Here is a 24398-nt window from a genome sequence, read left to right on the forward strand (position 1 = left end):
GTTTCTCCAAGGACCATGTATATACACGGCGTATATACGGAGGTGATATGGGCAAGGACTATCAGGCGAAAGTCTTCCGCTCGGGCAATTCGCTGGCGCTGCGTTTGCCCGCAGCGCTGGGGCTGGTGGAAGGAACCGAGATGACGCTTCGGGAAGAGCAAGGGCGCTATGTGTTCGAGCCCGTGCAAGCGCTGCGCAAGACGATCGACCTGACGGGTATCGCCGGGTCGATGCCGTGGCTGAAACCGATCGAACGGGATGAGCGTGAGTTCGACGATCCTGAGCGGCCATGGCACCTGCTGAACGGAAAGGACGCGTAGGCCGGTGCGTTATCTGATCGACACCAACTGCTGCATATTCCTGTTTGCGGGTGAATATCCGGCGTTGCTCGACCGCGTATCGGCAACGCCAGTAGGTGAGATCGGTCTCTCCAGCATCGTTTTTGCTGAGCTGGCTCTGGGTGTCCGCCACGGCAAACCGCCTCTGGAGCGCCAGTTGGAGCAACTCGCCAAGCAGATGCCGATCCTTCCGTTCGACGAAGCAGCGGCGCGCTGCTATGCGACCCTTCCTTTTCGGCGGGGACGGTTCGACCGGCTGCTCGCTGCCCATGCGCTCAGTCTGGGCGGCACCGTCATCACCAATAACGAGGCCGACTTTGTCGACATCCCCGGCCTGACCATCGAGAACTGGACGCTGTGACCTTTCGCGCGACGATATTGACGCTCTACCCGGAGATGTTTCCCGGACCCCTGGGCCATTCGCTGGCGGGGCGGGCGCTGCGCGAGGATCGCTGGGCGCTGGAAGCCGTTCAGATCCGCGACTTCGCGACCGACAAGCATCGTTCGGTCGACGATACGCCCGCAGGCGGCGGCGCGGGCATGGTGCTGCGCGCCGATGTGCTGGCGGCGGCGGTGGACTCGGTCGCCGACGACCGACCCGTGCTGGCCATGACGCCGCGCGGGCGCCCACTCACCCAGCCACGCGTCCGCGAACTGGCGGCGGGGCCGGGCGTCACCGTGCTGTGCGGCCGCTTCGAGGGTTTCGACGAGCGCCTGTTCGAGGCGCGCGGCATCGAGCAGGTGTCGATCGGCGACTATATCCTGTCGGGCGGCGAGATGGGGGCGCTCGTGCTGCTCGACGCTTGCGTTCGGTTGCTTCCCGGCGTAATGGGCGCGGCTTCCAGTGGAGTCGAGGAAAGCTTCGAAAGCGGCCTCCTCGAATATCCGCAATATGCCCGACCTGCGGAGTGGGAAGGGCGCACGATCCCTGAAGTGCTGCGATCGGGGGATCATGCGAAAATCGCGGCCTGGCGTCATGCTAGGGCTTGCGAGGATACACGGTCAAGGCGGCCGGACCTTTGGGAACGTCATGAGGGCGTTCGGGTCGGTCGCCCTCTGGCGCGCGGCGACGATTGAGGAATGCATCATGAACGTGATCCAGCAGATCGAAGCTGAGCAGATCGCCAAGTTCAACGAGACGAAGAAGATCCCCGAATTCCGCCCCGGCGATACGCTGAAGGTCGGTGTGAAGGTCGTCGAAGGCGAGCGTACCCGCGTCCAGTTCTATGAGGGCGTCTGCATCGCCCGCTCGAACAAGGGCATGGGCTCGTCGTTCACCGTCCGCAAGATCTCCTTCGGTGAGGGCGTGGAGCGCGTCTTCCCGCTCTACTCGCCGAACGTCGACTCGATCGATGTCGTCCGCAAGGGCGCAGTGCGTCGAGCGAAGCTGTACTATCTGCGTGGCCGCACCGGCAAGTCGGCGCGTATCGCAGAGCGTCGCGACACGCGTCCGGCCAAGGGCACCGCAGCCGCCGAGTAATCGGCGCGGCGGACCCTCTAGCGGTTCGATAGGGAAGGGGCGGTGGCACCAAGCGGTGCCGCTGCCCTTTTTCTTTGGCGTACTCCCGCCTACGTCCGTTCCGAAGGCCACGCCCCAACAGCAAGCAGAAGCGGGCCGGACGTCAATCGGATAGGCAATCCCTTGGCTTCCGACTTCGCTCAGGCCGGACGGCGGGTGGTGCTCAACCCCCGAAATTATACAGCCACATGCGGGGCTCCTTGGTCGGCTGCGGCTTGCCGTCCAGTCGCTTGGCGGAGATCAGCGTGACGGGTTTCAGGATCATCTGCCCCTTCATCGCGTCCTGTCCGCCGCCCGAGGGCTTGGCGAGGATCTTCTTCACCGTGTCCATGCCCGCGACGATCCGCCCGAACGCGGCATAGCCGTCATAGCCGGGTCGCGCGTCCATGCCGGGCGTCGGGCCGACGGTGATGAAGAAATTGCCGCCCGCCGAGGACGGCGTCGTTCCCCGCGCCATCGAAATGGTCGCGTCGAGATGCTTGATCCCGGTCCTGGCCGTTGTCTCCAGCGGGAAGGGGGGCAGGATGCGGCGCGCATCGGTGCGTATGCCGCCTTGGACGAAGCCCTTTTTGGGGTCGCGCTTGTCGCGAGCCGCGCGATAGAAGCTGGTGCCGTCGAACCGGCCGTCATCGACATAGGCGAGGAAGTTCTTGCTCGTCGCGGGCGCATGGCGCGTGTCGAGCGCCACGACGATCGGCCCCTCTGACGTATTGAGCTGCACCCGGACATAGCCGGGGCGGGGGACATTCTGGTTCGCCGGAGCGGCGGCGGTCAGCAGGGCGAGAAACGGCAACGCATACTTCATGGCGCCCCGATTACCGCCTTCTCCCCGTCTTGTGGAGGGGGGCGAGTATCTGACCGCGATGTCACCCGATGGTCAGTGCGCCGTTACGGCCGGATGCTAAGGTCCGTGTCTGACATTCCGCGGGGGGTGAAGCGATGCGCTCGGTTGTCATGGGGGTTGCCTCTTCATTCTTGCTGGCACTGCCGTCGGCAGCTCAAACGGTCGCCACCCCGCCCGTGCCCGATGGAACGGTGACGGACTGGGTGCATCCAGATGACTATCCGCCTGCGTCCATGCGTGCCGGAGAAGAGGGGCGGGTGTCGGTCCAACTCGATGTCGATGCGAGTGGCATGGTTACGGGGTGTCATGTCACGAACAGCAGCAGCCATCCCCTGCTCGATGCGCGAACCTGTACGATCCTAACCCAGCGCGCGCATTTTCGACCGGCGCGTGATGTCGCGGGGCAGGCGATCGCTGCCACAACGTCGGTCATGAGCTTCCGGTGGCAGATTCCGGTTGATACGTCGCCAATATCGCCGCTGCCAGCGGACCAGCCCGTTACGCCCGACCGGCTCCGTCTCGCCGAGCCGCTGGTCCGCGGTATGGGTTCTGACAACGAGGCCAAGATGGAAGGCTTTTGGCGTTCCACTGCGAAAAACGCATTTGCTGCGCGTTTCGCTCGCCTCCCTCCGCGAAGTCAGACCTTGGCCAAGGCGGACCTGGCGGCGGCTTTCGACATCGTCTGGCAGCAAAATCTACGGATGGCCCATGACCGCGTGCTGCGCTTCTATGCAGCTCGCCTGAACGACGGCGAAATCCGTGAACTGACGGCATTTTTTCAGTCAGGCGTCGGCTATAAGCAAATCCATCACATGGCCCCTTTGACCGCCGAAGATCGACAGGCCTTCGGACGAGCGATGGCCGAGCATCCTGCGGTGGCCAAGTGGACCGAGCTGGGGATGGACTTCCTCCAGACCACGATGGCGGAGGCGCATGACATGGGCGTGGCGTCACAGGCCAAGCTGAAAGCCGCACTATGCCTAAAGCTGGCGCAGGACCATATTCCACTGTCGATCTGTCCCATGGTCAAGCCGATCCCCGTCACCGGCAAGGCTCGACCGGCTAGGCTGCTGACGACGCACCTCTAGGACAATGGAAAAGGGCCGCCGATCCTTCGACCGGCGGCCCTTTTCATAAACCCAGACCCAGACCTTACTGGTCGAGGAAGCTGCGCATCTTGCGGCTGCGGCTGGGGTGCTTCAGCTTGCGGAGCGCCTTGGCTTCGATCTGGCGGATGCGTTCGCGGGTCACGCTGAACTGCTGGCCGACCTCTTCCAGCGTGTGGTCGGTGTTCATGCCGATGCCGAAGCGCATGCGCAGCACGCGCTCTTCGCGCGGCGTCAGCGAGGCGAGAACACGGGTGACCGTTTCCTTCAAATTCGCCTGGATCGCCGCGTCCACCGGGATGACCGCGTTCTTGTCCTCGATGAAGTCGCCCAGATGGCTGTCTTCCTCGTCGCCGATCGGCGTTTCGAGGGAGATCGGCTCCTTGGCGATCTTCATCACCTTGCGCACCTTCTCCAGCGGCATGGAGAGGCGCTCGGCCATCTCTTCCGGGGTCGGCTCGCGGCCCTGCTCGTGCAGGAACTGGCGGCTGGTGCGGACCAGCTTGTTGATCGTCTCGATCATGTGGACCGGGATGCGGATGGTCCGCGCCTGGTCGGCGATCGAGCGGGTGATCGCCTGACGAATCCACCAGGTCGCATAGGTCGAGAATTTGTAGCCGCGGCGATATTCGAACTTATCGACCGCCTTCATCAGACCGATATTGCCTTCCTGGATCAGGTCCAGGAACTGCAGGCCGCGATTGGTGTATTTCTTGGCGATCGAGATGACGAGGCGCAGGTTCGCCTCGACCATTTCCTTCTTGGCGATGCGCGCCTCGCGCTCGCCCTTCTGCACCATGTTCACGATGCGGCGGAATTCGGTCAGCGCCATGCCGGTCTGCTGCGAAATCTCGGCGATCTCGCTGCGGATGCGGTCAACGGTGGCGGCTTCGTTGGTGGCGAAGTTGCCCCACTTCTTGTCGACGCCGCGAACCGTATCCAGCCAGTTCTCGTCCAGCTCGTGACCCAGATAGCGGTCGAGGAAGTCCTTGCGGTTGACCTTGTGCCGCTCGGCCAGGCGCAGCATCTGACCGCCCAGCGCGGTCAGGCGGCGGTTATAGGCATAGAGCTGATCGACCAGGAACTCGATCTTGGCATTATGGAACTGGACGCTCTCGACCTCGGCGGTCAGCTCTTCGCGCAGCTTGTGGTACTTGCGCTCCTCGGCCGCCGACAGCTCGCCGCCCAGTGCCATGGACTCCAGGCGCTGCTGCTGGATCTTCGAGAACTTCTTGTAGATGCTGGTGATGTTGGCGAACTTCTCCAGCGCTTGCGGCTTGAGAGTCTCCTCCATCTGGGCGAGGCTAAGGGTGTTGTCCTCTTCCTCGTCCTCGGCGCGTGGGCCACGGCGTTCGCCGCCTTCGCCATCCTCGTCATCGACCGAGGGTTCCTCGGGCTCTTCTTCTTCCTTGAACTGAGGACCGGCGTTCTTGGCGCTGATCTCGCCATTGTCGTCCTCGTCCTCCTCGCCCAGATTTTCCGGGCCGGCGTCCTTGGACAGCATGGCGTCGAGATCGAGGATCTCGCGCAGCTGCATCGTGCCTTCGTTGAGCGCGGTCGACCAGTCGATGATCGCGTTGAAGGTGATCGGGCTTTCGCACAGCCCCAGGATCATCGTGTCGCGACCCGCCTCGATCCGCTTGGCGATGGCGATCTCGCCCTCACGGCTCAGCAGTTCGACCGCACCCATCTCGCGCAGGTACATGCGGACCGGATCGTCGGTGCGATCAACGGTTTCCTTCTTCTTGGCCTCGGGCTGGGGGCCGGAATCACCATCGGTATCCGTGGCATCGGCGTCGTCGGCCTCTTCCTCGGACTCGCCGTCCTCGCCCTGCTCCTCATTCTCGACGATATTGACGCCCATCTCGTTGAGGGCGGCCATGATATCCTCGAGCTGGTCGGAGGACATCTGGTCCTGCGGCAGCGCTTCGTTCAGCTGGTCATAGGTGATGTAGCCGCGCTTCTTGGCGCGGGCGATCAACTTCTTGATCGACGCTTCGTTCAGGTCGATCAGCGGCGCATCGCCCGTTTCCGTGGTATCGGTCGTATCCGCCGCCATATTCGCCTTCGCCATCAAATGCCCTCAGGGTTCCGTGCCCGGCCTCTGTCACACCGCTCGCCGTTCATGCAAGCGGGTGAGGGGGCCATGCGTAATTTTCCAGTGTGGGCGTGGGTCGCCCAATATGCCCCGGATATGGGGCGCGGGGGTGCCGGGATCAAGCGGCCTCCCCGGCTTGCTTGTCCGCCAGATCGCGTGCCGCCTCCAGCCACCGATACAGCTCGTCGCGCGAGTGCGCGTGCGCCGCATGGCATCGCGTCTGCTCGGCGAAGCGGTCCTCGGTCATGTCGCTCTGGAACGCCTGCACCGCGCGTTCGCGATTGGCACGCGTCTCGCTCTCTTCCAGCATGACCTCGATGATCTTTTCCAGGTCGCGGACCGCGATGGCCGGGTCGCTGGCCTTGCTGAAGAAGCTGAACGCCAGGTCGCGGGTATAGTCGCGCGCGTCGATCGGGTGAACGTCGGTGGTCGCCATGATCTGTTCGATCAGGCTTTCCGCCTCGGCCGCGTCTTTCCGCGACAGATGCGGGTCGTTGACCGCCGCGTCGAGCAGGTGATGCCGCCAGTCGTTGAGATAGCGGTCGCCCATGTCCAACCGGCTGATCTCGTCCATATAGCGGCACAGGACATGTGGATAGCGCATGAGGCCGAGCAGCACCGCGCGCTTCAGGCTGTATTCGACGCCGCGCCCGACATGGCGATTGGCCTCGGCCACCGCCTGATGCACCGCCGCCGCATTGACCCGGCGGATGCCGAAGATGTCGAAATAGCGCGACATCATCGCGCGCTTATACTCGTAGGCCAGATCCTTGTGCGGGATCTGCTGCGCCAGTTCCTCCAGCCGCTGTTTCAGCGCGGCGCGGCCCTCGGGCGTGTCGGTCTGCGCCTGCGCGATCTCCGACTGCCAGAGCAGATCGCTGAGCGGCGTCGCGCGGGTCAGCACCGCCTCGAACCCGGCCGCGCCCTTTTCCTGGACCAGATCGTCGGGGTCCTGGCCTTGCGGCAGGGTGACGAAGGACAGGCTCTTGCCCGGCTGGAGCAACGGCAGCGCGCGGTGGGCGGCGCGGATCGCGGCCTTCTGCCCCGCCGCATCGCCGTCGAAGCAGAGCGTGGGCACGTCGACCATACGCCATAGCCGTTCCAGCTGATGCTCGGTCAGCGCGGTGCCGAGCGGCGCGACCGCTTCCTCGATCCCGGCCTGGGCGAGGGCGATCACGTCCATATAACCTTCGACCACCAGCACGCGGCCGGACTTGCGCACGGCGGGCGCGGCACGGTCGAGATTGTAGAGCGTGCGGCCCTTGTCGAAGAGCGGGGTGTCGGGCGAGTTGAGATATTTCGGCTCGCCCTCGCCGATGATCCGTCCGCCGAACGCGATCACCCGCCCGCGCGCGTCGCGGATCGGGATCATCACCCGGCCGCGGAAACGGTCATACGGGTCTTTTCCGTCGACCTTGATCAGCAGCCCGCACTCGATCAGCGCCGGGTCGCCATAGTCCTTGAGCGCCGCCTTGAGCTTACCCCGACTGTCAGGCGCGAAGCCCAGGCCGAAGGCGCGCGCCGTCTCCGGCGTGACCCGGCGGCGGGTCAGCAGTTCGCGCGCGTCGCCGCCCGACAGGCCGCCCAGTTGCTCGGAAAACCACGACGCGGCATCGGCCATCGCATCGTGCAGCCCCTTGGCGCGCTCCGCCTTCTGCGCGGCGCGGCGGTCCTGCTCGGGCATGTCGAGCCCGGCGACCTGCGCCAGTTCCTTGACCGCGTCGATGAAGGGCAGGCCACGCTGATCGGTCATCCAGCGAATGGCATCGCCATGCGCCGAACAGCCGAAGCAATGGTAAAAGCCCTTGTCGTCGTTGACGTAGAAGCTGGGCGTCTTTTCGTTATGGAAAGGGCAGCAGCCCTTATATTCCCGCCCCGCCTTTTGCAGCTTCACCGTCTTGCCGATCAACGCCGACAGACTGGTGCGAGCGCGAAGCTCGTCAAGGAATTGCGGGGTCAGGCTCATGGCGTCCTCGCGATTATAATGTGTAGCGGGGAAGGGGTGTTTTGGCAAGGGTCTGGGGTGGTTTCGCGGCTCTCGAACGTGCGGGGCTTTCCCTCCCCCCAGCCCCTCCCGCCTGCGGGAGGGGAGTTAATCAGGATTGCCGTTGCCTAAAGCGCTTCCCCTCCCGCAGGCGGGAGGGGATTGAGGGGAGGGCTTCTCCGCGAGTGTTCGCTCGATAGTGTGGACGACGCCTTCCAAATTGCGCAGGACGTCGTTGTTCCAGAAGCGGATGACGCGCCAGCCCTGCGCTTCGAGGTAGCGGGTTCGGGCTTCGTCATAGGCAGCGCGTTCGTCATGTTGTCCGCCATCAACCTCGACGATCAGCTTTTCCGACCTGGCGGCGAAATCCGCGATGTACGGGCCGACCGGGACCTGCCGGTTGAAGCGGACGCCTGCGACTTGGCGTCTCGATAAGGCTCGCCACAATCGCCGCTCGGCATCGGTCGGATTGAGGCGCAGTTCCCGCGCTTTCCTCGTCGGGCGGTCTTCGCGGAAAGGCCGGGAGCCCTCCCCTCGGTCCCCTCCCGCTTGCGGGAGGGGATGCGCTCTTGGCGGAGGGCATCCCTCTCCACCGGGCGTGCCGAGCTCCCCTCCCGCAGGCGGGAGGGGTTGGGGGAGGGGACCACGCTCGCGATCAGAACGATCCACCAGCCCCACTCCCCAACAGCAACTACGCCAGCGAAGCCTTCACCAGCCCGCTCGCCTTGCTCATATCCAGCACCGCCGCATGCCGCGCCTTCAGCTCGGCCATGACCCGGCCCATGTCCTTCATGCCGCTCGCCCCGATCTCCGCCTTGATCGCCTCGATCGCGGACCTAGTCTCATCCTCGCTCAGCGTCTGCGGCAGGAAGCGCTCGATCACCGCGACCTCGGCCTTTTCGGCGTCGGCGAGTTCCTGACGGCCGCCCTGTTCGTACATGGCGATCGATTCGCGGCGTTGCTTGACCATCTTCTGCAGCACTTCGATCACGACCATGTCGTCATCGGCGGGGGCCTGGCCGGTGCGGAGTTCGATGTCGCGGTTCTTGATGGCGGCCTGGATCAGGCTGATCGCCGCGCGGCTTTCCTTGTCGCCCGCTTTCATGGCGGCCACCTGCGCGGCCTTGATGTCGTCGCGAATCATGTCTTGTCCGTCTTGTCTGAAAGGCGGGGAGGATAGCCCATGGAAGCATTTCCGTGAACCGGTTGACGCGACGGCGCTTGGGGTCTAGCGGACGCCACTTAGCGACATTGCAGACATTTTAAGCAGGAGTGCCCGCCGATCATGGCCGACGCCAAGCCATTCGCCATGCCCGAAAAGCCTGAGGGCGCCACGGGTGTTCTCGTTCTGGCGAACGGAGACGTGTTGTGGGGGCGCGGTTTCGGCGTCGAGGGTGATGCCGTCGGAGAGGTGTGCTTCCACACCGCGATGACCGGCTATCAGGAGATCATGACCGACCCGTCCTTCGCCGGGCAGATCATCACCTTCACCTTCCCGCATATCGGCAATGTCGGCGCGAACCCCGACGATATCGAGGCGGACGCGCCGCACGCGCTGGGCATGATCGTCCGTGAGGACCCGACCGCCCCGTCCAATTTCCGCGCGATGGAGAATCTCGCCGGGTGGATGGCGCGGCACAACCGCATCGGCCTGGCGGGCATCGATACCCGCGCGCTGACCCGCCGCATCCGCGCTGGCGGTGCGCCGAACGGCGTGATCGCGCATTCTGCTTCGGGCGAGTTCGACATCGCCGCACTCCTCGAAAAGGCGCGCGCCTGGCCGGGGCTGGAGGGCATGGACCTCGCCAAGGACGTGTCGACCGAGCTGCATTATGGCTGGGGCGAGACGCGCGAGGGCGGGTTGTGGCGGCTGGGCTTCGGCTATGCCGGAGCCGAGGGCGCGGATCGCCCGCACGTCGTCGCGATCGATTATGGCAGCAAGCACAACATCTTCCGCAACCTGGTTCAGGCCGGCGCGAAGGTGTCGGTGGTCCCCGCCACCGCGTCCTATGAGGATGTGATGGCGCTGAACCCGGACGGCATCTTCCTGTCCAACGGCCCCGGCGATCCGGCGGCGACGGGCGAATATGCGGTGCCGGTGATCCGCCAGCTGCTCGACACCGGCAAGCCGCTGTTCGGCATCTGTCTGGGCCACCAGTTGCTCGGTCTGGCGGTCGGCGCCAAGACCACCAAGATGCACCAGGGCCATCGCGGCGCGAACCACCCGGTCAAGCGCCTGGCGGACGGTTTGGTCGAGATCACCAGCATGAACCACGGCTTCGCGGTCGAGCGCGAGACGCTCCCCGCCAACGCGCGCGAGACGCATGTGTCGCTGTTCGACGGGTCGAATGCGGGTCTGGAACTGACCGACCGCCCGGCCTTCTCGGTCCAGTACCACCCCGAAGCCTCGCCGGGGCCGCAGGACAGCTTCTATCTGTTCGAGCGGTTCGTGGGGTCGCTTCGGAAATGAGGTTCGCGGCTTCCTCCTTCGTCTTGATCGCATCTGCCATGCTGGCTGGATGTGCTGGGCAATCAGGGGGAGTGCCATTTCTTACTCCGAAGGTATTCGCCCGTGCCGCTGCAAAATGTGGGGTCGTCACGACCCATGTTTCCCGCAGGCGGAAGGGCCGAATTCCTTACGCGACCTATAAAATCCTTGGCCCTGCCGGGGAGGTCCGCTCGGACGACGGAAAAAGCCGAGCCTGCCTGACGGACGCACTTCGCGGCTATCGATACGATTATCTGGGTGAGCAGTTTCCCGACACCTAGCACTGTGACGACAGCCCTTATCCTGCATTCCTTTTAAATGGTCATCGCCCAATGCCAAAACGCACCGACATCTCCTCCATCCTCGTCATCGGCGCTGGTCCGATCGTCATCGGTCAGGCGTGCGAGTTCGACTATTCGGGCACGCAGGCGATCAAGGCCCTGAAGGAAGAGGGCTATCGCATCGTCCTGGTCAATTCGAACCCGGCGACGATCATGACGGACCCTGAGCTGGCGGACGCGACCTATGTCGAGCCGATCACGCCCGCGGTCGTCGCCAAGATCATCGAGAAGGAGCGCCCCGACGCGGTCCTGCCGACCATGGGCGGCCAGACCGCGCTGAACACCGCGCTGGCGCTGTTCCATGACGGCACGCTGGAGAAGTTCGGCGTCCAGATGATCGGCGCCGATGCCGAGGCGATCGACAAGGCCGAGGACCGTCAGAAGTTCAAGGTCGCGATGGAGAAGATCGGGCTGGAGTCGGCCCGCTCGGCCATCGCGCATTCCGAGAAGGAAGCGCTGGAGGGGCTGGAGAAGGTCGGCCTGCCCGCGATCATCCGCCCCAGCTTCACGCTGGGCGGCACCGGCGGCGGCGTCGCGTATAACCGCGAGGAGTTCATCGCGATCGTCCGCGCCGGGCTCGATGCCTCGCCGACGACCGAGGTGCTGATCGAGGAATCGCTCCTCGGTTGGAAGGAATATGAGATGGAGGTCGTGCGCGACCGCAACGACAACTCCATCATCATCTGCTCGATCGAGAATATCGATCCGATGGGTGTCCATACCGGCGACTCGATCACCGTCGCGCCCGCGCTGACCCTGACCGACAAGGAATATCAGATCATGCGCAACGCCAGCTTGGCGGTGTTGCGTGAGATCGGCGTGGAGACGGGCGGCTCGAACGTGCAGTTCGCGGTCAACCCGAAGGACGGCCGCCTGATCGTCATCGAGATGAACCCGCGCGTATCGCGCTCCTCGGCGCTGGCGTCGAAGGCGACCGGCTTCCCGATCGCCAAGGTCGCGGCCAAGCTGGCGGTCGGCTATACGCTCGATGAGATCGAGAACGACATTACGGGGGCAACTCCGGCTTCGTTCGAGCCGACGATCGATTACGTCGTCACGAAAATCCCGCGCTTCGCCTTCGAGAAGTTCAAGGGTTCGGAGCCGGTGCTGTCGACCGCGATGAAGTCGGTCGGCGAGGTGATGGCCATCGGCCGCAACATCCACGAATCCATGCAGAAGGCGCTGCGTGGTCTGGAGACGGGCCTGAGCGGTTTCAACGACGTCGAGCATCTGATCGGCGCCCCGCGTGCCGAGATCGAGGCGGCGCTGGCGCGCGCGACCCCCGACCGGCTGCTGGTCGCGGCGCAGGCGCTGCGCGAAGGCTTCACCGTCGCCGAGGTTCATGCGATCGCCAAATACGATCCCTGGTTCCTGGAACGGATCGCCGAGATCGTCGCGGCCGAGGCCGAGGTCATGCAGAATGGCCTGCCGCAGGACGCGGCCGGTATGCGCCGCCTCAAGGCGATGGGCTTCTCCGACAAGCGGCTCGCCTATCTGGCGCTCCAGTCGGCCAATCTGCGCGGCATGGATCGCGGCATCGCGCGCGGTTCGGGCCTGATCCACGAGGTCGTCAAGATGATGACCGGCGGCGTGACCGAGCAGGAGGTGCGCGAGCATCGCCAGAAGCTGGGCGTGCGGCCCGTCTTCAAGCGGATCGACACCTGCGCCGCCGAGTTCGACGCCAAGACGCCCTATATGTACTCGACCTACGAAGCCCCGACCTTCGGCGAGCCCGAGGATGAGGCGGTGCCCAGCGACCGGAAGAAGATCGTCATCCTGGGCGGCGGTCCGAACCGTATCGGGCAGGGCATCGAGTTCGACTATTGCTGCTGCCACGCCTGCTTCGCGCTGGCCGATGCGGGCTATGAGACGATCATGGTCAACTGCAACCCGGAAACGGTCAGCACCGACTACGACACCTCGGACCGGCTGTATTTCGAGCCGCTGACCGCCGAGGACGTGCTGGCGATCCTCGACGTCGAGAAGTCGCGAGGAGAGCTGGTCGGCGTGATCGTGCAGTTCGGCGGGCAGACCCCGCTGAACCTCGCCCGCGCGCTGGAATCAGCGGGTATCCCGATCCTGGGCACCAGCCCCGACGCGATCGACCTGGCCGAGGACCGCGAGCAGTTCGCCGCGCTGGTCGACAGCCTGAAGCTGCTCCAGCCCAAGAACGGCATCGCCCGCAGCCGCGAGGAAGCGCTGATCGTCGCCGAGCGGGTCGGCTATCCGGTGCTGATGCGTCCCAGCTTCGTGCTGGGCGGCCGCGCCATGGAGATCGTCGACGGGCCGCAACAGCTGGAGGATTATATCCAGACGGCGGTGCAGGTGTCTGGCGACGCGCCGGTGCTGATCGACCAGTACTTACGCGACGCGATCGAGGTGGACGTGGACGCGATCTGCGACGGCGATCAGGTCGTCGTGGCGGGTGTGCTCCAGCATATCGAGGAAGCGGGCGTCCATTCGGGCGACTCGGCTTGCTCGCTGCCGCCCTACAGCCTGTCGGCGGAGATCATCGCCGAGATCGAGCGTCAGACCGAGGCGCTGGCGCGCGGGCTGAACGTGCGCGGCCTGATGAACATCCAGTTCGCGGTGAAGGACGGGCTGGTCTATCTGATCGAGGTCAACCCGCGCGCCAGCCGCACCGTGCCCTTCGTCGCCAAGGCGATCGGCACCCCCATCGCCAAGATCGCCGCGCGCGTCATGGCGGGGGAAAAGCTGGCCGACCTGCCGCAGATCGACCGTCACATCGATTATTATGCGGTCAAGGAAGCGGTCTTCCCCTTCGCGCGCTTCCCCGGCGTCGATCCGGTGCTGTCGCCCGAAATGAAGTCGACGGGTGAGGTTATGGGGATCGACCCCGACTTCACCACCGCCTTCGCCAAGTCGCAGCTTGGGGCGGGCACCGTCCTGCCGACCGAGGGCGCGGTCTTCATCAGCGTGAAGGACAGCGACAAGGAACAGATCGTTCCCGCCGCCCGGATGCTGGCGGAGGCGGGCTTTGCGATCGTCGCTACGGGGGGCACCGCCGATTATCTCGACCGCGCAGGCGTGACGGTCGAGAAGATCAACAAGGTGGCACAAGGGCGGCCGCATATCGTCGACCGGATCAAGGACGGCGGCATCACCCTGATCTTCAACACGACGGAAGGGTGGCAGAGCCTGAAGGACTCCAAGCCGATCCGCGAAGCCGCGTTGGGCCAGAAGATTCCGTACTTCACCACGGCGCCTGCCAGCATCGAGGCGGCGAAGGCGATTGCCGCATCCGGCACCCGTGGTCTTGAAGTACGTCCCCTGCAATCCTACTATTCGCGTTCGCACAACTGATCCCGACATGAGAACATGATGTGCTGGCGGATCGCTCGTCCCTTATGGGAGGGCGGTCCGTACCGGGAATGCGTATGGAATTGGGGACTAGGAATATGGCGACCGTCGAAAAGATGCCGATGCTCCAGGAGGGCTATGACAAGCTCACCCAGGACTTGCGGCGTCTGAAAGAGGAACGGCCGCAGATCGTCGACGCGATCGAGGAAGCGCGCGCCCATGGCGACCTGTCCGAAAACGCCGAATATCATGCGGCCAAGGAGCGGCAGGGCCAGATCGAGGCGTCGATCGCCGATATCGAGGACAAGCTGAGCCGCGCTCAGATCATCGATCCCAAGGATTTGTCGGGCGACAAGGTCGTGTTCGGCGCGACCGTCACGCTGCTCGACGAGGACGACAAGCCCGTCACCTACCAGATCGTCGGCCAGACCGAGGCGGACGCGAAGACCGGCCGCATCAGCTATAATTCGCCGCTGGGCCGCGCGCTGATCGGGCGTAAGCTGGACGAAGAGGTCGAGGTGACGGTGCCGTCGGGCGACCGTTATTACGTCGTAAGCAAGATCGAGTTCATCTGATCCCATGAACTGGACAGCGGCACGGGCGACGACGGCCATCGCGGTCGTCACGGCGGTCGTGTCGCTGATCCTCATCGTGACCGGCATGGTGCCGGACGCGGCGGTCGCGGGCGGCTTCATCCCCTTGCGCTTCGAAGGCGCGGCGCTGCCCCCCGATTTCGGCTTTGCGGTGCCGACGCTCCTAACCCCGTTGAGCGCGACGCTGATCCATGGCGGGTTCGCGCATATCGCCTTCAATCTGGTGATGCTCGTCTATTGCGGTGCACAGACCGAGCGGGCGCTGGGGCCGCGGGGTATTGCGGTCCTGTATGTCGTTGGTGCCTATGCCGCGGCGATGGCGCAGTATTTCCCCGATCCCGCCTCGCCCATGCCGATGATCGGTGCGAGCGGCGCGATCTCGGCGATCGTCGGAGCCTATGCGCTGCTCTTCGGCAGGCGGCGGGCGACCAAAGCTATCGCCGGGCTATCGGCGGAATTCGTCCATGTCCTGTGGTTGGCGGCGGGGTGGATCGGCATTCAGCTGCTGCTCGGCTATGCCGGGATGGGGATGGGCGCGATTGCGGTCGCCGCCCATATCGGCGGGTTCATCGCGGGGCTGATCTTTGCCAAGCCGTTGCTGTTGTGGCGATATCGTAACGCCTGAGGCGGCTGGGAATTTATCCCCACCCTTTGTTCAGCCTGAGCGAAGTCGAAAGCCACGCCCAGACTTCGTCTAGCACGAGCCGTCTTCCCGCGCACTTCGGCTTAGCTCGATGTGAACGAGGTGTGTGGTGTGGGGCAGAGATGAACTTCCGCCCCCCGTTCCCCTCAAGCGAAGTCGAAGGCAAGCCCCCGACCTCGCCCGGAACCGGCATCAATCGAGCGTCGGCTCCAGCAGCCGGTGCAGGTGCACCACCACGAACCGCATCTCGGCATCGTCAACGGTGCGCTGCGCGGCGGCGCGCCAGGCCTTTTCGGCGCTGGCATAGTCAGGGAAGATGCCGACCACTTCCAGGGCGGCGGGATCGATAAAATCGAGGGTCTGGGGGTCGCTGACGCGGCCGCCGAACACGAGGTGCAGCTTGCTCATGGTGTCTCCTGAAGCGGTTTGCAGTTCCCCTAGCGGCAAGCGCGGTGCGATTGAAGACGCTCTTTCGCACTTGCAACGCTTTGTCATCCATCGTGACAGGCGGGGGCATCCGGAATAGGGAGGGCGCATGACCGATCCAGCCGCGCCCCAGTCGTCGTCCACCGCCTACGACATTGTCATCGTCGGCACCGGCCATGCCGGTGCGCAAGCCGCGATCACGCTGCGCCAGGAGGGGTTCGATGGCACCATCGCGATGATCGGCGAGGAGGCCTATCTGCCCTATGAGCGCCCGCCCTTGTCCAAGGAATATCTGGCCGGGGACAAGCCGTTCGAGCGTATCCTGATCCGGCCCGAGCGTTTCTGGGACGAGCGCGCGATCACGCTGCGGCTGGGGGAGCGGGTCGTCGCGGTCGATGCCGAAGCGCGGTGCCTGACCACGGAAGCAGGTGCGCTGATCGATTATGGCACGCTGATATGGGCGGCGGGGGGCCATGCCCGGCGGCTGACCTGCGGGGGGCATGATCTGGCCGGCGTGCACGGCGTCCGCACCCGCGCCGATGTCGACCGCCTGATCGCCGAACTGCCCGCGGTGCGCGAGGTGGTGGTCATCGGCGGCGGCTATATCGGCCTGGAAGCCGCCGCCGTGCTGACGAAATTTGGCAAGGCGGTCACCATCGTCGAGGCGCAGGACCGCGTGCTGGCGCGGGTCGCGGGCGAGGCGCTGTCGCGCTTCTACGAGGCCGAACATCGCGCGCATGGCGTGACGGTGCGGTTGAATGAGAGCGTGGCCTGTATCGAGGGGGATGGAACCGTCAGCGGCGTCCGGATGGCCGATGGCACGCTGCTGCCATGCCAGATGGCGATCGTCGGGATCGGCATCGTGCCCGCGGTCGGCCCGCTGATCGCGGCCGGAGCGGCGGGCGACAATGGCGTCGCCATCGATGCGCAGGGCCGTACCAGCCTGCCGCATGTCTATGCGATCGGCGACTGCGCGGCCCATGCCAATGATTTCGCCGACGGCGCGGTGATCCGGCTGGAATCGGTGCAGAACGCGCATGATCAGGCCGCCGTCGCCGCGCGGACCATCATGGGACGCGACGTCGCCTATCATGCCGTACCCTGGTTCTGGTCCAACCAATATGACCTGAAGCTGCAAACGGTCGGCCTGTCGATCGGCCACGACCAGGCGGTGCTGCGCGGTGACGTGGACGCTCGCAGCTTCTCGATCGTCTATCTGCGACAGGGTCGGGTGATCGCGATCGACTGCGTCAATGCAATGCGCGACTTCGTCCAGGGCAAGCCCCTGGTCGCCGATGGCGCTGTGCTGCCGGTCGAAGCGTTGGCCGACGCGAGCCGCCCGCTCAAGACCCTCTGGCCGTTGACGACGGACTGAACGCCAACAAGCGCTTGCATGGCAGCCCCGCGCCATGTCAGACTTATTGCAAAGGTTTGCAGGGAGAGGTCTGGTGTACTGGCGGAACGCTATTCTGGCAGGGGTGGGTCTGGCTGCGTTGGCGGCGCCCATATCGGCGAAGGTGACGGCACCCGCGGGGGCCAGGATCTTTCGTCTCGATGGCGGCGGCGTCACCTGTGCGATGGGGGTGGACGAGAAGGGCTATCTCCAGCCGCTCTATTGGGGATCGGCGCTGGCGGAGGGCGATCCGCTGATCTCCGGCGATCCGGTCAAGACGGGCGACCCGATCGTGCTGAAGGCACCCGGCGAGCTGTCCGGCTTTGATCCCGCCGGGTCGGTCACGCTTCAGGAGTTTCCCGGGCAGGGCGAGGGGCTGGTCAACGATCCGGGCGTCAAGGCGCTGTTCGCCGATGGCAATCGCGACCTCGTCCTGAAATATCGCAGCCATAAGGCCAGTGGTGAGACGCTGACCGTCGAGCTGGCTGACATTCGCCGCCCGCTGTTCGTCACGCTGACCTATACCATCGACCCGGCGACCGGCATCATCGCGCGCTCCGCCAAAGTGCGCAACGGCGATGCGAAGCCGGTGCGCGTCGACCAGCTGGCGGCAGCGGTCTTTTCGCTGCCGGTGGGTGACGATTACCGTCTCCATTATCTGACCGGCCGCCACGCCGCCGAATGGACGCAGAAGACGGTGCCGATCGAGCCCGCCGCCACCGTGCTGGAGAGCCGTCGCGGATCGACGGGCCACGGCAACAATCCGTGGTTCGCGATCGGCCGGGAGGGGCTGACCAGCGAGGAGCATGGCCCCGTCTGGTATGGCGCGCTTGCCTGGTCGGGATCGTTCCGCATCAGCGTGGCATCGGACAATCTGGGCCGGGTGCGGATTGCTGGCGGCTACAACCCTTACGACTTTTCCTGGACGTTGAAGCCGGGCGAGACGCTGGACACGCCGGTCTTTTATGCTGGTTACTCGGGCGACGGACTGGGCGGCGCGTCGCGCACCTTCCATAAATTTGAGGTCGCCAACATCCTGCCGCATGGCACCAAGGCCCGGCTGCGCCCGGTCCTCTACAATAGCTGGGAGGCGACCGCTTTCGACGTGACCGAGGCGGGGCAGATGGCGCTGGCCGAAAAGGCGGCGAAGATCGGTGTCGAACGCTTCGTGGTCGATGACGGCTGGTTCGGCGCACGCAACAACGACAAGGCGGGACTGGGCGACTGGACGGTCAACCCGACCAAATTCCCCAACGGCCTGAAACCCCTGATCGACCGGGTGAAGGGGCTGGGCATGGACTTCGGCCTGTGGGTCGAGCCGGAGATGGTCAATGTCGACAGCGACCTCTACCGCGCGCATCCCGACTGGGTGCTGAATTTCCCCGACCGGCCACGGACCGAGGGACGGAACCAGCTGGTCCTCAATCTCGCGCGTTCCGATGTCCGCGATCACCTGCTCGCCGTGCTCGACAAGCTGGTCAGTGAGAACGATATCGCCTTTCTGAAATGGGATTATAACCGCAACTGGACCGAAGCGGGCTGGCCGGAAATGCCGGTCGCCGACCAGCAGCGCGTCTATGTCGAATATGTCCGCAACCTCTATCACATCCTGTCCGAGCTCCGGCGGCGGCATCCGAAGCTGGAGATCGAGTCCTGCTCGGGCGGCGGCGGTCGCGTCGACCTGGGGATCATCGGACTGACCGACGAGGTCTGGCCCTCGGACAATACCGATCCCGCCGACCGACTGACCATCCAGGACGGTTTCACCCGCGCCTATCCGGTCGCGGTCATGATGGCTTGGGTGACGGACAGCCCCAATTGGGCGAACACCCGCGTCACCAGCCTGGATTATCGCTTCCTGTCGTCGATGCAGGGCGGATTGGGGATCGGCGCGAACCTGGACAAATGGGGGGATGCGGATTTCGCCACCGCACGCAAATGGGTGGCGGCGTACAAGACCATCCGCGAGACGGTGCAACGCGGTGCGCTCTATCGCCTGGAATCGCCGACCGGCGACAATGCGACGGCCGCGACGATGTATGTCGGGCAGGACAAAAGGCAGGCGGTGCTGTTCCAGATGCTGCATTCCTCGATGTGGCGCGACAATCCCGCCGCCATCCACGCGCAGGGGCTCGACCCGGCAAGGGTTTACCGGGTGCGGATGCTCGACGGCTCGGCGCGACCGGCGGGCGTGCCGGAGCAGGCTTCGGGGGCGTACTGGATGAACCGGGGGCTGCGCGCGCCGCTCAAGGGGGATTATGTAGGGGCTGCGTTCGTGTTCGAGGCGGTGGACTGATTTCCCAGGACATCGGCATTTGCGTCCTCATCCGTGGGAGCGGCACACGGCTCGGGTGACGGGCCGAAAGGCGCCGGTCACGCGCACCTGTTTTTCGCATGGATCAGGATCGCGCAATCGCTGCTACAGCGCAGCGGCGGTGAATGATGGAGATTCGCGTGACCAACCGGGCCGGTGTCGAAGGGCGGCGGGGCGATCGATATGAGCTGACCCGGGCGATCCGGTTGCTCGGCCGTCGATTGGAGCTGCGGTCGTTCAGCCTGGTCCCGGAGCATCTTAACCGCGCAGAAGGCTATCGCGGGGCGGTCGCGGTCGCGCTGCCGCTGGTGCTTGCGATCGCGATGGGGCGCAGTGAGTGGGGTTGGGCGGTCTATGCCGCGTTCTGGACCTGTCTGTGTGACGTGCCGGGGCCGGACTGGTTGCGGCGTCGGTTGCTGGCGATCTTCGTGATCGGGGGGTCGGTGGTCGCGTTCGTCGGCTCTTGGGCGGCTTCGATCGCTCCCCATTCGGGAATGCTCGTCGGGCCGCTGCTCGTCTTCCTGGTGACGTTGGGCGCCGGGCGGCTGAAATTCGGCGGGCTGGTGGGCACGCTGTCGTCGGTGGTGGCGGTGGTCGCCATCGGCTTTCCTCACGACCTCGCCGCCGCGTTCCGGCTGTCGGCGGCGTTTTTCGCGGGGTCGGCATGGAGCTATGTGCTGATTACCCTTCTCTGGCGGATCGATGCCTTCGACCCGCTGCGTCGGGCGAGCCGGGCGGTGAGCGCGCGGTTGCTGGATATGGCCGACTATCTCGCCGGGCTGCACGATCATCCTCACCGGGACGAACACTGGCATAGCGACCATGCCGAGCATCGCCGTGCGGTGCGCCTGGCGATCGACCGGTTCCGCGAAGTGCTGGTCCGGTTCGAGGGCGAACCCGGCCCCGCGACGGTGGCGCAGCGTGAGCTGGCGGCGGCGGAGACCATGTTCGGCGCTCTCCTGGCGCTCGACCAGGCCTGTATCGACCGCTGGGGAACCATTGATGAGCGTAGTGCCCTGGCCGACGCCTGCCGCGACGCGGTGGCGAACTGGTGCGCATCGCAGCGCCGATGGTCCCCAACCGAGACTCCGCTGGCACAGGCGCGCGCGACGATGCGAGGTGTACAGGCCAAAGTGACGGCGGATGCGTTCCAGGGGTGCGCCGTGGCGTTCGGGTCCGCGCTGGCCCTGCTGTCCGACCGCGACGGCAATCTTCAGGTCGATCCTGCGGAACCGCCAAGCGACGTCGGAACGGGCGGACGCTCGCCGCTGGCGATGCTCCAGCAGGGGTTACGCCAGGCCGGCGGCCTCGTCATGGTCTACTATGCCGCGGCCACGTTCGGGTTGGGCTATCCCTATTGGGCGGCGATGGCGGTGATCGTCGTGTTGCAGGGCGGCGTGCGGGTGACGTGGGCGCGCTGCCTGGAGCGTATTCTGGGGAGCCTGCTCGGGGGCCTGATGGCACATGCTTTGCCCTTGCTGGGCGGGGGACCGATCGTGCCCGCGCTGGCGGCGGTGACGTTGACTGCGATCACCATGGCGCTGCGCTCGGTCAACTATACGATCTTCGTGATGTTCCTGACGATGCTGTTCGTGTTGGTCACCGACATGCTTCATCCGGGGGTGGGCATCGCTTCGGCCAGGGTCATCGACAATATCGTGGGCAGCATCGCCGCGCTGCTAGCGGTCTTTGCCTTCCGGCCGGATTTCGGTCCGCCGCTGCCCCGACGGATCGAGGACGGGATCAGCGCCAATCGCCGCTATGGCGAGGCGGTGGAGAGTAACCAGCCGATTGCCGTGATCGAGGCCGCGCGCCGCGCCGCTGGGCGCGCCAGCGTCGAGGCCGAGATCGCGGCGCATGATCTGGGCGGCTGGCTGCACCGGCTGTTCCGTCGCGAGGCCGATCTGGCCGCGTTGCGGGACATGCGCAACGTGGCCGGCCATGCCGCCATGGCGTGGCATGCGAGCATAGGGAAGCGGCGCGCAGGGGCGTGAGAGCGGCAAGAGATCGTCCGTTCCTACAGCGGAATGGGGCGATCACCGCGCCAGAGCGCGTTCGGTATCTTCTCGGGCCTGTTCGACCAGAACGATTGTCGCGGCGCGCGCCGCCGCCGCATCGGAGTCCGCGATGGCGGCAAAGAGCTGGCGATGCTCGGGCATGGAGTCGCGGGGGAGCTTGGCGCTGCGGTGTTTGTAAAGCGTGGTCCAGCGGACCGCCGCGCCGATGCTGCCCGACAGGCTGATGAGCAGCTCGTTGCCCGTCGCTTCTAGGATGATATTGTGGAACAGCTGGTCGGCGGCGCGGCCCTGTTCAGTATGGAGTCCGTGTTCGCCCATCGCCTCCAGCGCGGCGCCCATGCGCGAGAGCTGGCGTGTGTCGCGCTTGACGGCGGCCAATTCGGCGGCGGCGGGCTCGACGATCAGGCGGAGCTGGAACAGGCTGGTGACGAAACCGGCGGGCGGCTCGCCCTCGAACATCCAGGCGAGCAGTTCAGGGTCGAGCAGGTTCCATTCCAGCCGCTCGCGCACCCGGGTCCCCGCCTTGGGCTTGCTGACCACCAGCCCCTTGGCCGACAGCATTCGAAGGGCCTCGCGCACGACCGAACGCGACATGCCGCGCTGTTCGGCGATCTCCACCTCGCCGGGCAGGGTCGATCCGGTCGCGATCCGCCCGGTCACGATGGCGACACCGATATCCCGCGCCAAGGCACTATGGGCGGGTCCGCGCCGCTTCAAGGTCGTCACTCGGTAGGTTCCTCCCCGGATGGCGGGGCCTCACCCCGTTGTTGTCTGACCATATTATGGGGCGATGCGTCGAAAGGGAAGCGGGGCAATGACGGACGCCTGCTCGCCCCCGAATGATATTATGTATCGTTTATCAATCCGCCGGTTGCTCCCGACCCGATGTCGCGGCACGATACGGCATCCACTGATCCATGAGGGGGTCCGTTTTCGATGCATTTCCGCCAATTCCTGCTAGCTGCGAGCGCGCTCGCCATCCTGACGCCCGCCACTGCGCAACAAGCGCGCCCCACCGACCAGCAGCCGGTGAAGGTCGTGACCGACTCGACGGTCGGTGACATCCCGGCGCATTTCACTCCGCCGACCGATGTGGCGGAGCGGGACTATATCAAGCGGGAAGTGATGATCCCGATGCGCGATGGCGTAAAGCTCTACACCGTCATCGTGATCCCCAAAGGTGCGGTGAACGCGCCGATCGTGCTGACCCGCACGCCCTATAATGCGGCGGGCCGCGCCAAGCGGTCTGACAGCACCAAAATGATCGAAGCGCTGCCGCTGGCGGACGAGGAGTTCGTGAAGGCGGGCTATATTCGTGTCTACCAGGACATTCGCGGCAAATATGGTTCGGAGGGCGACTATGTCGTGACCCGCCCCGTCATCGGACCGCTGAACGCGACCAAGGTCGATCACACCACCGATGCCTATGACACGATCGACTGGCTGGTGAACAAGGCGAATCTGCCCCAGTCCAACGGCCGCGTCGGCATGATCGGTTCGTCCTACGAGGGGTTCACCGTCGTCATGGCGCTCCTGAACCCACACCCCGCGCTGAAGGTCGCAGCGCCCGAAAGCCCGATGATCGACGGCTGGATGGGCGATGACTGGTTCCATTACGGCGCGTTCCGCCTCGCCAACATCGCTTGGATCGGGTCGCAGACCGGCTACAAGGGCGAGGGCAAGGCGCCGTCGAGTGGCGGCTATGACGATTACGAGAATTTCCGCACCGGCTCGGCGAACGACTGGGCGAAGAAGTCGGGTTACGACCAGCTGCCCTTCTGGCAGCGGATCGTCCAGCATCCGGCCTATGACTTCTACTGGCAGGGTCAGGCGCTCGACAAGCTGCTGGCGGCCAATCCCTCCAATGTGCCCACCCTCTGGGAACAGGGGCTGTGGGATCAGGAGGACATGTACGGCGCGATCACGTCCTGGGAAGCGTTGAAGGCCAAGGGCAAGCTGGGCAACAACTATCTGGTGATGGGGCCGTGGCGGCATAGCCAGATCAACCGGACCGGCACCAGCCTGGGCGCGTTCCAATGGAATGGCGACACCGCCAAGCAGTTCCGCGAGGACATGGTCCTCCCGCTGTTCAACCAGTATCTGAAGGACGGTCCGGCGGCGAACCTGCCCAGTGCCGCCATCTACAACACCGGTGAAAACCATTGGGACAAGCTGACCCAGTGGCCGCTCGCCTGCCAGAGCGGATGCGCCGCGCCGCTGACCCCGCTCTATCTGGCGGACGACAAGGGCTTGAGCTTCGACAAGCCGGGGGCCGGGACGGACGCCTATGTCTCCGATCCGGCCAATCCGGTGCCGCACCTCTCGCGGCCGGTGAACTTCAATGACGGCCGCTGGGGGGACTGGCTGGTCAGCGATCAGCGTCATGTCGATGGCCGCACCGACGTCGTGACCTATACCGGGCCTGTCCTGACAAAGGCGGTGCGCGTATCGGGTGCGCCGATCGCCGACCTGTTCGCGCGCACGACCGGCACCGACGGCGATTTCGTGGTGAAGATCATCGACGTGGCCCCGCCCGAGGATGCGATCGATCCGAAGATGGGCGGTTATGAGCTGCCGATCAGCCTCGATATCTTCCGCGGCCGCTATCGCAACAGCTTCTCCAACCCGACCGCCATCCCGGCGGGCAAGGTGCAGGAATATAAGTTCCGCCTGCCGACGGTGAACCATGTGTTCCAGCCGGGGCACCGGATCATGATCCAGGTCCAGTCCAGCCTGTTCCCGCTCTATGACCGCAACCCGCAGACCTTCGTGCCCAACATCTTCACGGCCAAGGCCAGCGATTACAAAAAGGCGACGATCACGCTGGAGCGCGGCGGCGCGAATGCCAGCCGTGTCTGGTTGCCGGTCGTACCGCTCGACCAGTCGGCGGTGATGGCGCGCTGAATCTTTTTTTCGGGCGGGGGCCGCATTGACCCCCGCCCGGATGGATTTGTCCAAACAAAGCCTTGGAG

The 24398-nt window shown here is 65.1% G+C and carries 19 protein-coding genes and 1 pseudogene; 13 read left to right on the top strand and 7 right to left on the bottom strand.

The features are described 5' to 3' along the window. Nucleotides 1-47 precede the first annotated feature (47 nt). The 4 genes and pseudogenes from GGR45_RS05220 (at nt 48) to rplS (ending at nt 1818) form a co-directional block, all read left to right on the top strand. Nucleotides 48-320 (top strand): AbrB/MazE/SpoVT family DNA-binding domain-containing protein, encoded by a 273-nt coding sequence (locus GGR45_RS05220; protein WP_175310868.1) that lies wholly within the window; start codon nt 48-50, stop codon nt 318-320. Nucleotides 321-324: 4 nt separating this feature from the next. Further along, a complete protein-coding gene (locus tag GGR45_RS05225) occupies nt 325-699 on the top strand; it encodes a type II toxin-antitoxin system VapC family toxin (RefSeq protein ID WP_175310867.1) in 375 nt (124 codons plus the stop codon). Next, a pseudogene (trmD, locus tag GGR45_RS05230) lies at nt 696-1429 on the top strand (tRNA (guanosine(37)-N1)-methyltransferase TrmD). The gene GGR45_RS05225 and the pseudogene trmD overlap by 4 nt, the downstream one beginning before the upstream one ends. Beyond that, the gene (rplS, locus tag GGR45_RS05235; protein WP_175310865.1) at nt 1426-1818 is read left to right on the top strand and encodes a 50S ribosomal protein L19; all 393 of its coding nucleotides are present in this window, start codon (nt 1426-1428) and stop codon (nt 1816-1818) included. Before trmD ends, rplS begins: the two are co-directional and overlap by 4 nt. Before the next feature lie 202 nt (nt 1819-2020). Here the strand turns inward: rplS and GGR45_RS05240 are convergent, their stop codons facing one another. Continuing rightward, a complete protein-coding gene (locus GGR45_RS05240) occupies nt 2021-2662 on the bottom strand; it encodes a peptidylprolyl isomerase (protein WP_175310864.1) in 642 nt (213 codons plus the stop codon). A gap of 134 nt (nt 2663-2796) precedes the next feature. Here GGR45_RS05240 and GGR45_RS05245 point away from each other — a divergent pair, with 134 nt between their 5' ends. Beyond that, nucleotides 2797-3789 (top strand): TonB family protein, encoded by a 993-nt coding sequence (locus GGR45_RS05245; RefSeq protein WP_175310863.1) that lies wholly within the window; start codon nt 2797-2799, stop codon nt 3787-3789. A gap of 64 nt (nt 3790-3853) precedes the next feature. Here the strand turns inward: GGR45_RS05245 and rpoD are convergent, their stop codons facing one another. The 4 genes from rpoD to GGR45_RS05265 all read right to left on the bottom strand — a co-directional run bounded on the left by rpoD (nt 3854) and on the right by GGR45_RS05265 (nt 9033). Beyond that, nucleotides 3854-5881 carry an RNA polymerase sigma factor RpoD gene (rpoD, locus tag GGR45_RS05250; RefSeq protein WP_175310862.1) on the bottom strand — a complete coding sequence of 676 codons (2028 nt, stop codon included), beginning with the start codon at nt 5879-5881 and terminating at the stop codon, nt 3854-3856. A gap of 142 nt (nt 5882-6023) precedes the next feature. Beyond that, entirely contained in the window at nt 6024-7871 is a 1848-nt protein-coding gene (dnaG, locus tag GGR45_RS05255; RefSeq protein WP_175310861.1) for a DNA primase, read from the bottom strand. 126 nt (nt 7872-7997) lie between these two features. Beyond that, nucleotides 7998-8567, bottom strand: a complete 570-nt coding sequence (locus GGR45_RS19890) for an endonuclease domain-containing protein (RefSeq protein ID WP_336621500.1) — start codon at nt 8565-8567, stop codon at nt 7998-8000. A 13-nt stretch (nt 8568-8580) separates the two neighbouring features. Next, nucleotides 8581-9033 carry a GatB/YqeY domain-containing protein gene (locus GGR45_RS05265; RefSeq protein WP_175310859.1) on the bottom strand — a complete coding sequence of 151 codons (453 nt, stop codon included), beginning with the start codon at nt 9031-9033 and terminating at the stop codon, nt 8581-8583. Between the two features lie 141 nt (nt 9034-9174). Here GGR45_RS05265 and carA point away from each other — a divergent pair, with 141 nt between their 5' ends. The 4 genes from carA to GGR45_RS05285 all read left to right on the top strand — a co-directional run bounded on the left by carA (nt 9175) and on the right by GGR45_RS05285 (nt 15257). Beyond that, nucleotides 9175-10359, top strand: coding sequence for a glutamine-hydrolyzing carbamoyl-phosphate synthase small subunit (gene carA / locus GGR45_RS05270; RefSeq protein WP_175310858.1), 1185 nt, complete (start codon nt 9175-9177; stop codon nt 10357-10359). 350 nt (nt 10360-10709) lie between these two features. Beyond that, complete coding sequence (carB, locus tag GGR45_RS05275) at nt 10710-14042, top strand: carbamoyl-phosphate synthase large subunit (RefSeq protein WP_175310857.1); 3333 nt, start codon at nt 10710-10712, stop codon at nt 14040-14042. Nucleotides 14043-14137: 95 nt separating this feature from the next. Beyond that, nucleotides 14138-14614, top strand: a complete 477-nt coding sequence (gene greA / locus GGR45_RS05280; protein ID WP_175310856.1) for a transcription elongation factor GreA — start codon at nt 14138-14140, stop codon at nt 14612-14614. Between the two features lie 4 nt (nt 14615-14618). Then, entirely contained in the window at nt 14619-15257 is a 639-nt protein-coding gene (locus tag GGR45_RS05285) for a rhomboid family intramembrane serine protease (protein WP_175310855.1), read from the top strand. Nucleotides 15258-15467: 210 nt separating this feature from the next. Here GGR45_RS05285 and GGR45_RS05290 read toward each other — a convergent pair whose 3' ends face one another. Then, complete coding sequence (locus tag GGR45_RS05290; protein WP_175310854.1) at nt 15468-15683, bottom strand: DUF4170 domain-containing protein; 216 nt, start codon at nt 15681-15683, stop codon at nt 15468-15470. A 127-nt stretch (nt 15684-15810) separates the two neighbouring features. Here GGR45_RS05290 and GGR45_RS05295 point away from each other — a divergent pair, with 127 nt between their 5' ends. The 3 genes from GGR45_RS05295 (at nt 15811) to GGR45_RS05305 (ending at nt 21402) form a co-directional block, all read left to right on the top strand. After that, nucleotides 15811-17076 carry an NAD(P)/FAD-dependent oxidoreductase gene (locus GGR45_RS05295; RefSeq protein WP_175310853.1) on the top strand — a complete coding sequence of 422 codons (1266 nt, stop codon included), beginning with the start codon at nt 15811-15813 and terminating at the stop codon, nt 17074-17076. Between the two features lie 73 nt (nt 17077-17149). Next, nucleotides 17150-19390, top strand: a complete 2241-nt coding sequence (locus GGR45_RS05300) for an alpha-galactosidase (RefSeq protein ID WP_285161261.1) — start codon at nt 17150-17152, stop codon at nt 19388-19390. Between the two features lie 143 nt (nt 19391-19533). Continuing rightward, entirely contained in the window at nt 19534-21402 is a 1869-nt protein-coding gene (locus GGR45_RS05305; protein WP_175310851.1) for an FUSC family protein, read from the top strand. A 42-nt stretch (nt 21403-21444) separates the two neighbouring features. On the opposite strand, the gene GGR45_RS05310 is transcribed toward GGR45_RS05305, so the two are convergent. Continuing rightward, nucleotides 21445-22152, bottom strand: coding sequence for a FadR/GntR family transcriptional regulator (locus tag GGR45_RS05310; protein WP_175310850.1), 708 nt, complete (start codon nt 22150-22152; stop codon nt 21445-21447). Between the two features lie 210 nt (nt 22153-22362). On the opposite strand from GGR45_RS05310, the gene GGR45_RS05315 reads away from it, so the two are divergent. Next, nucleotides 22363-24330 (top strand): CocE/NonD family hydrolase, encoded by a 1968-nt coding sequence (locus tag GGR45_RS05315; RefSeq protein WP_175310849.1) that lies wholly within the window; start codon nt 22363-22365, stop codon nt 24328-24330. Nucleotides 24331-24398: the final 68 nt, after the last annotated feature.

Origin of the sequence: Sphingomonas zeae, assembly GCF_014197135.1 — a bacterium.
Classification (GTDB): Bacteria; Pseudomonadota; Alphaproteobacteria; order Sphingomonadales; family Sphingomonadaceae; genus Sphingomonas; species Sphingomonas zeae.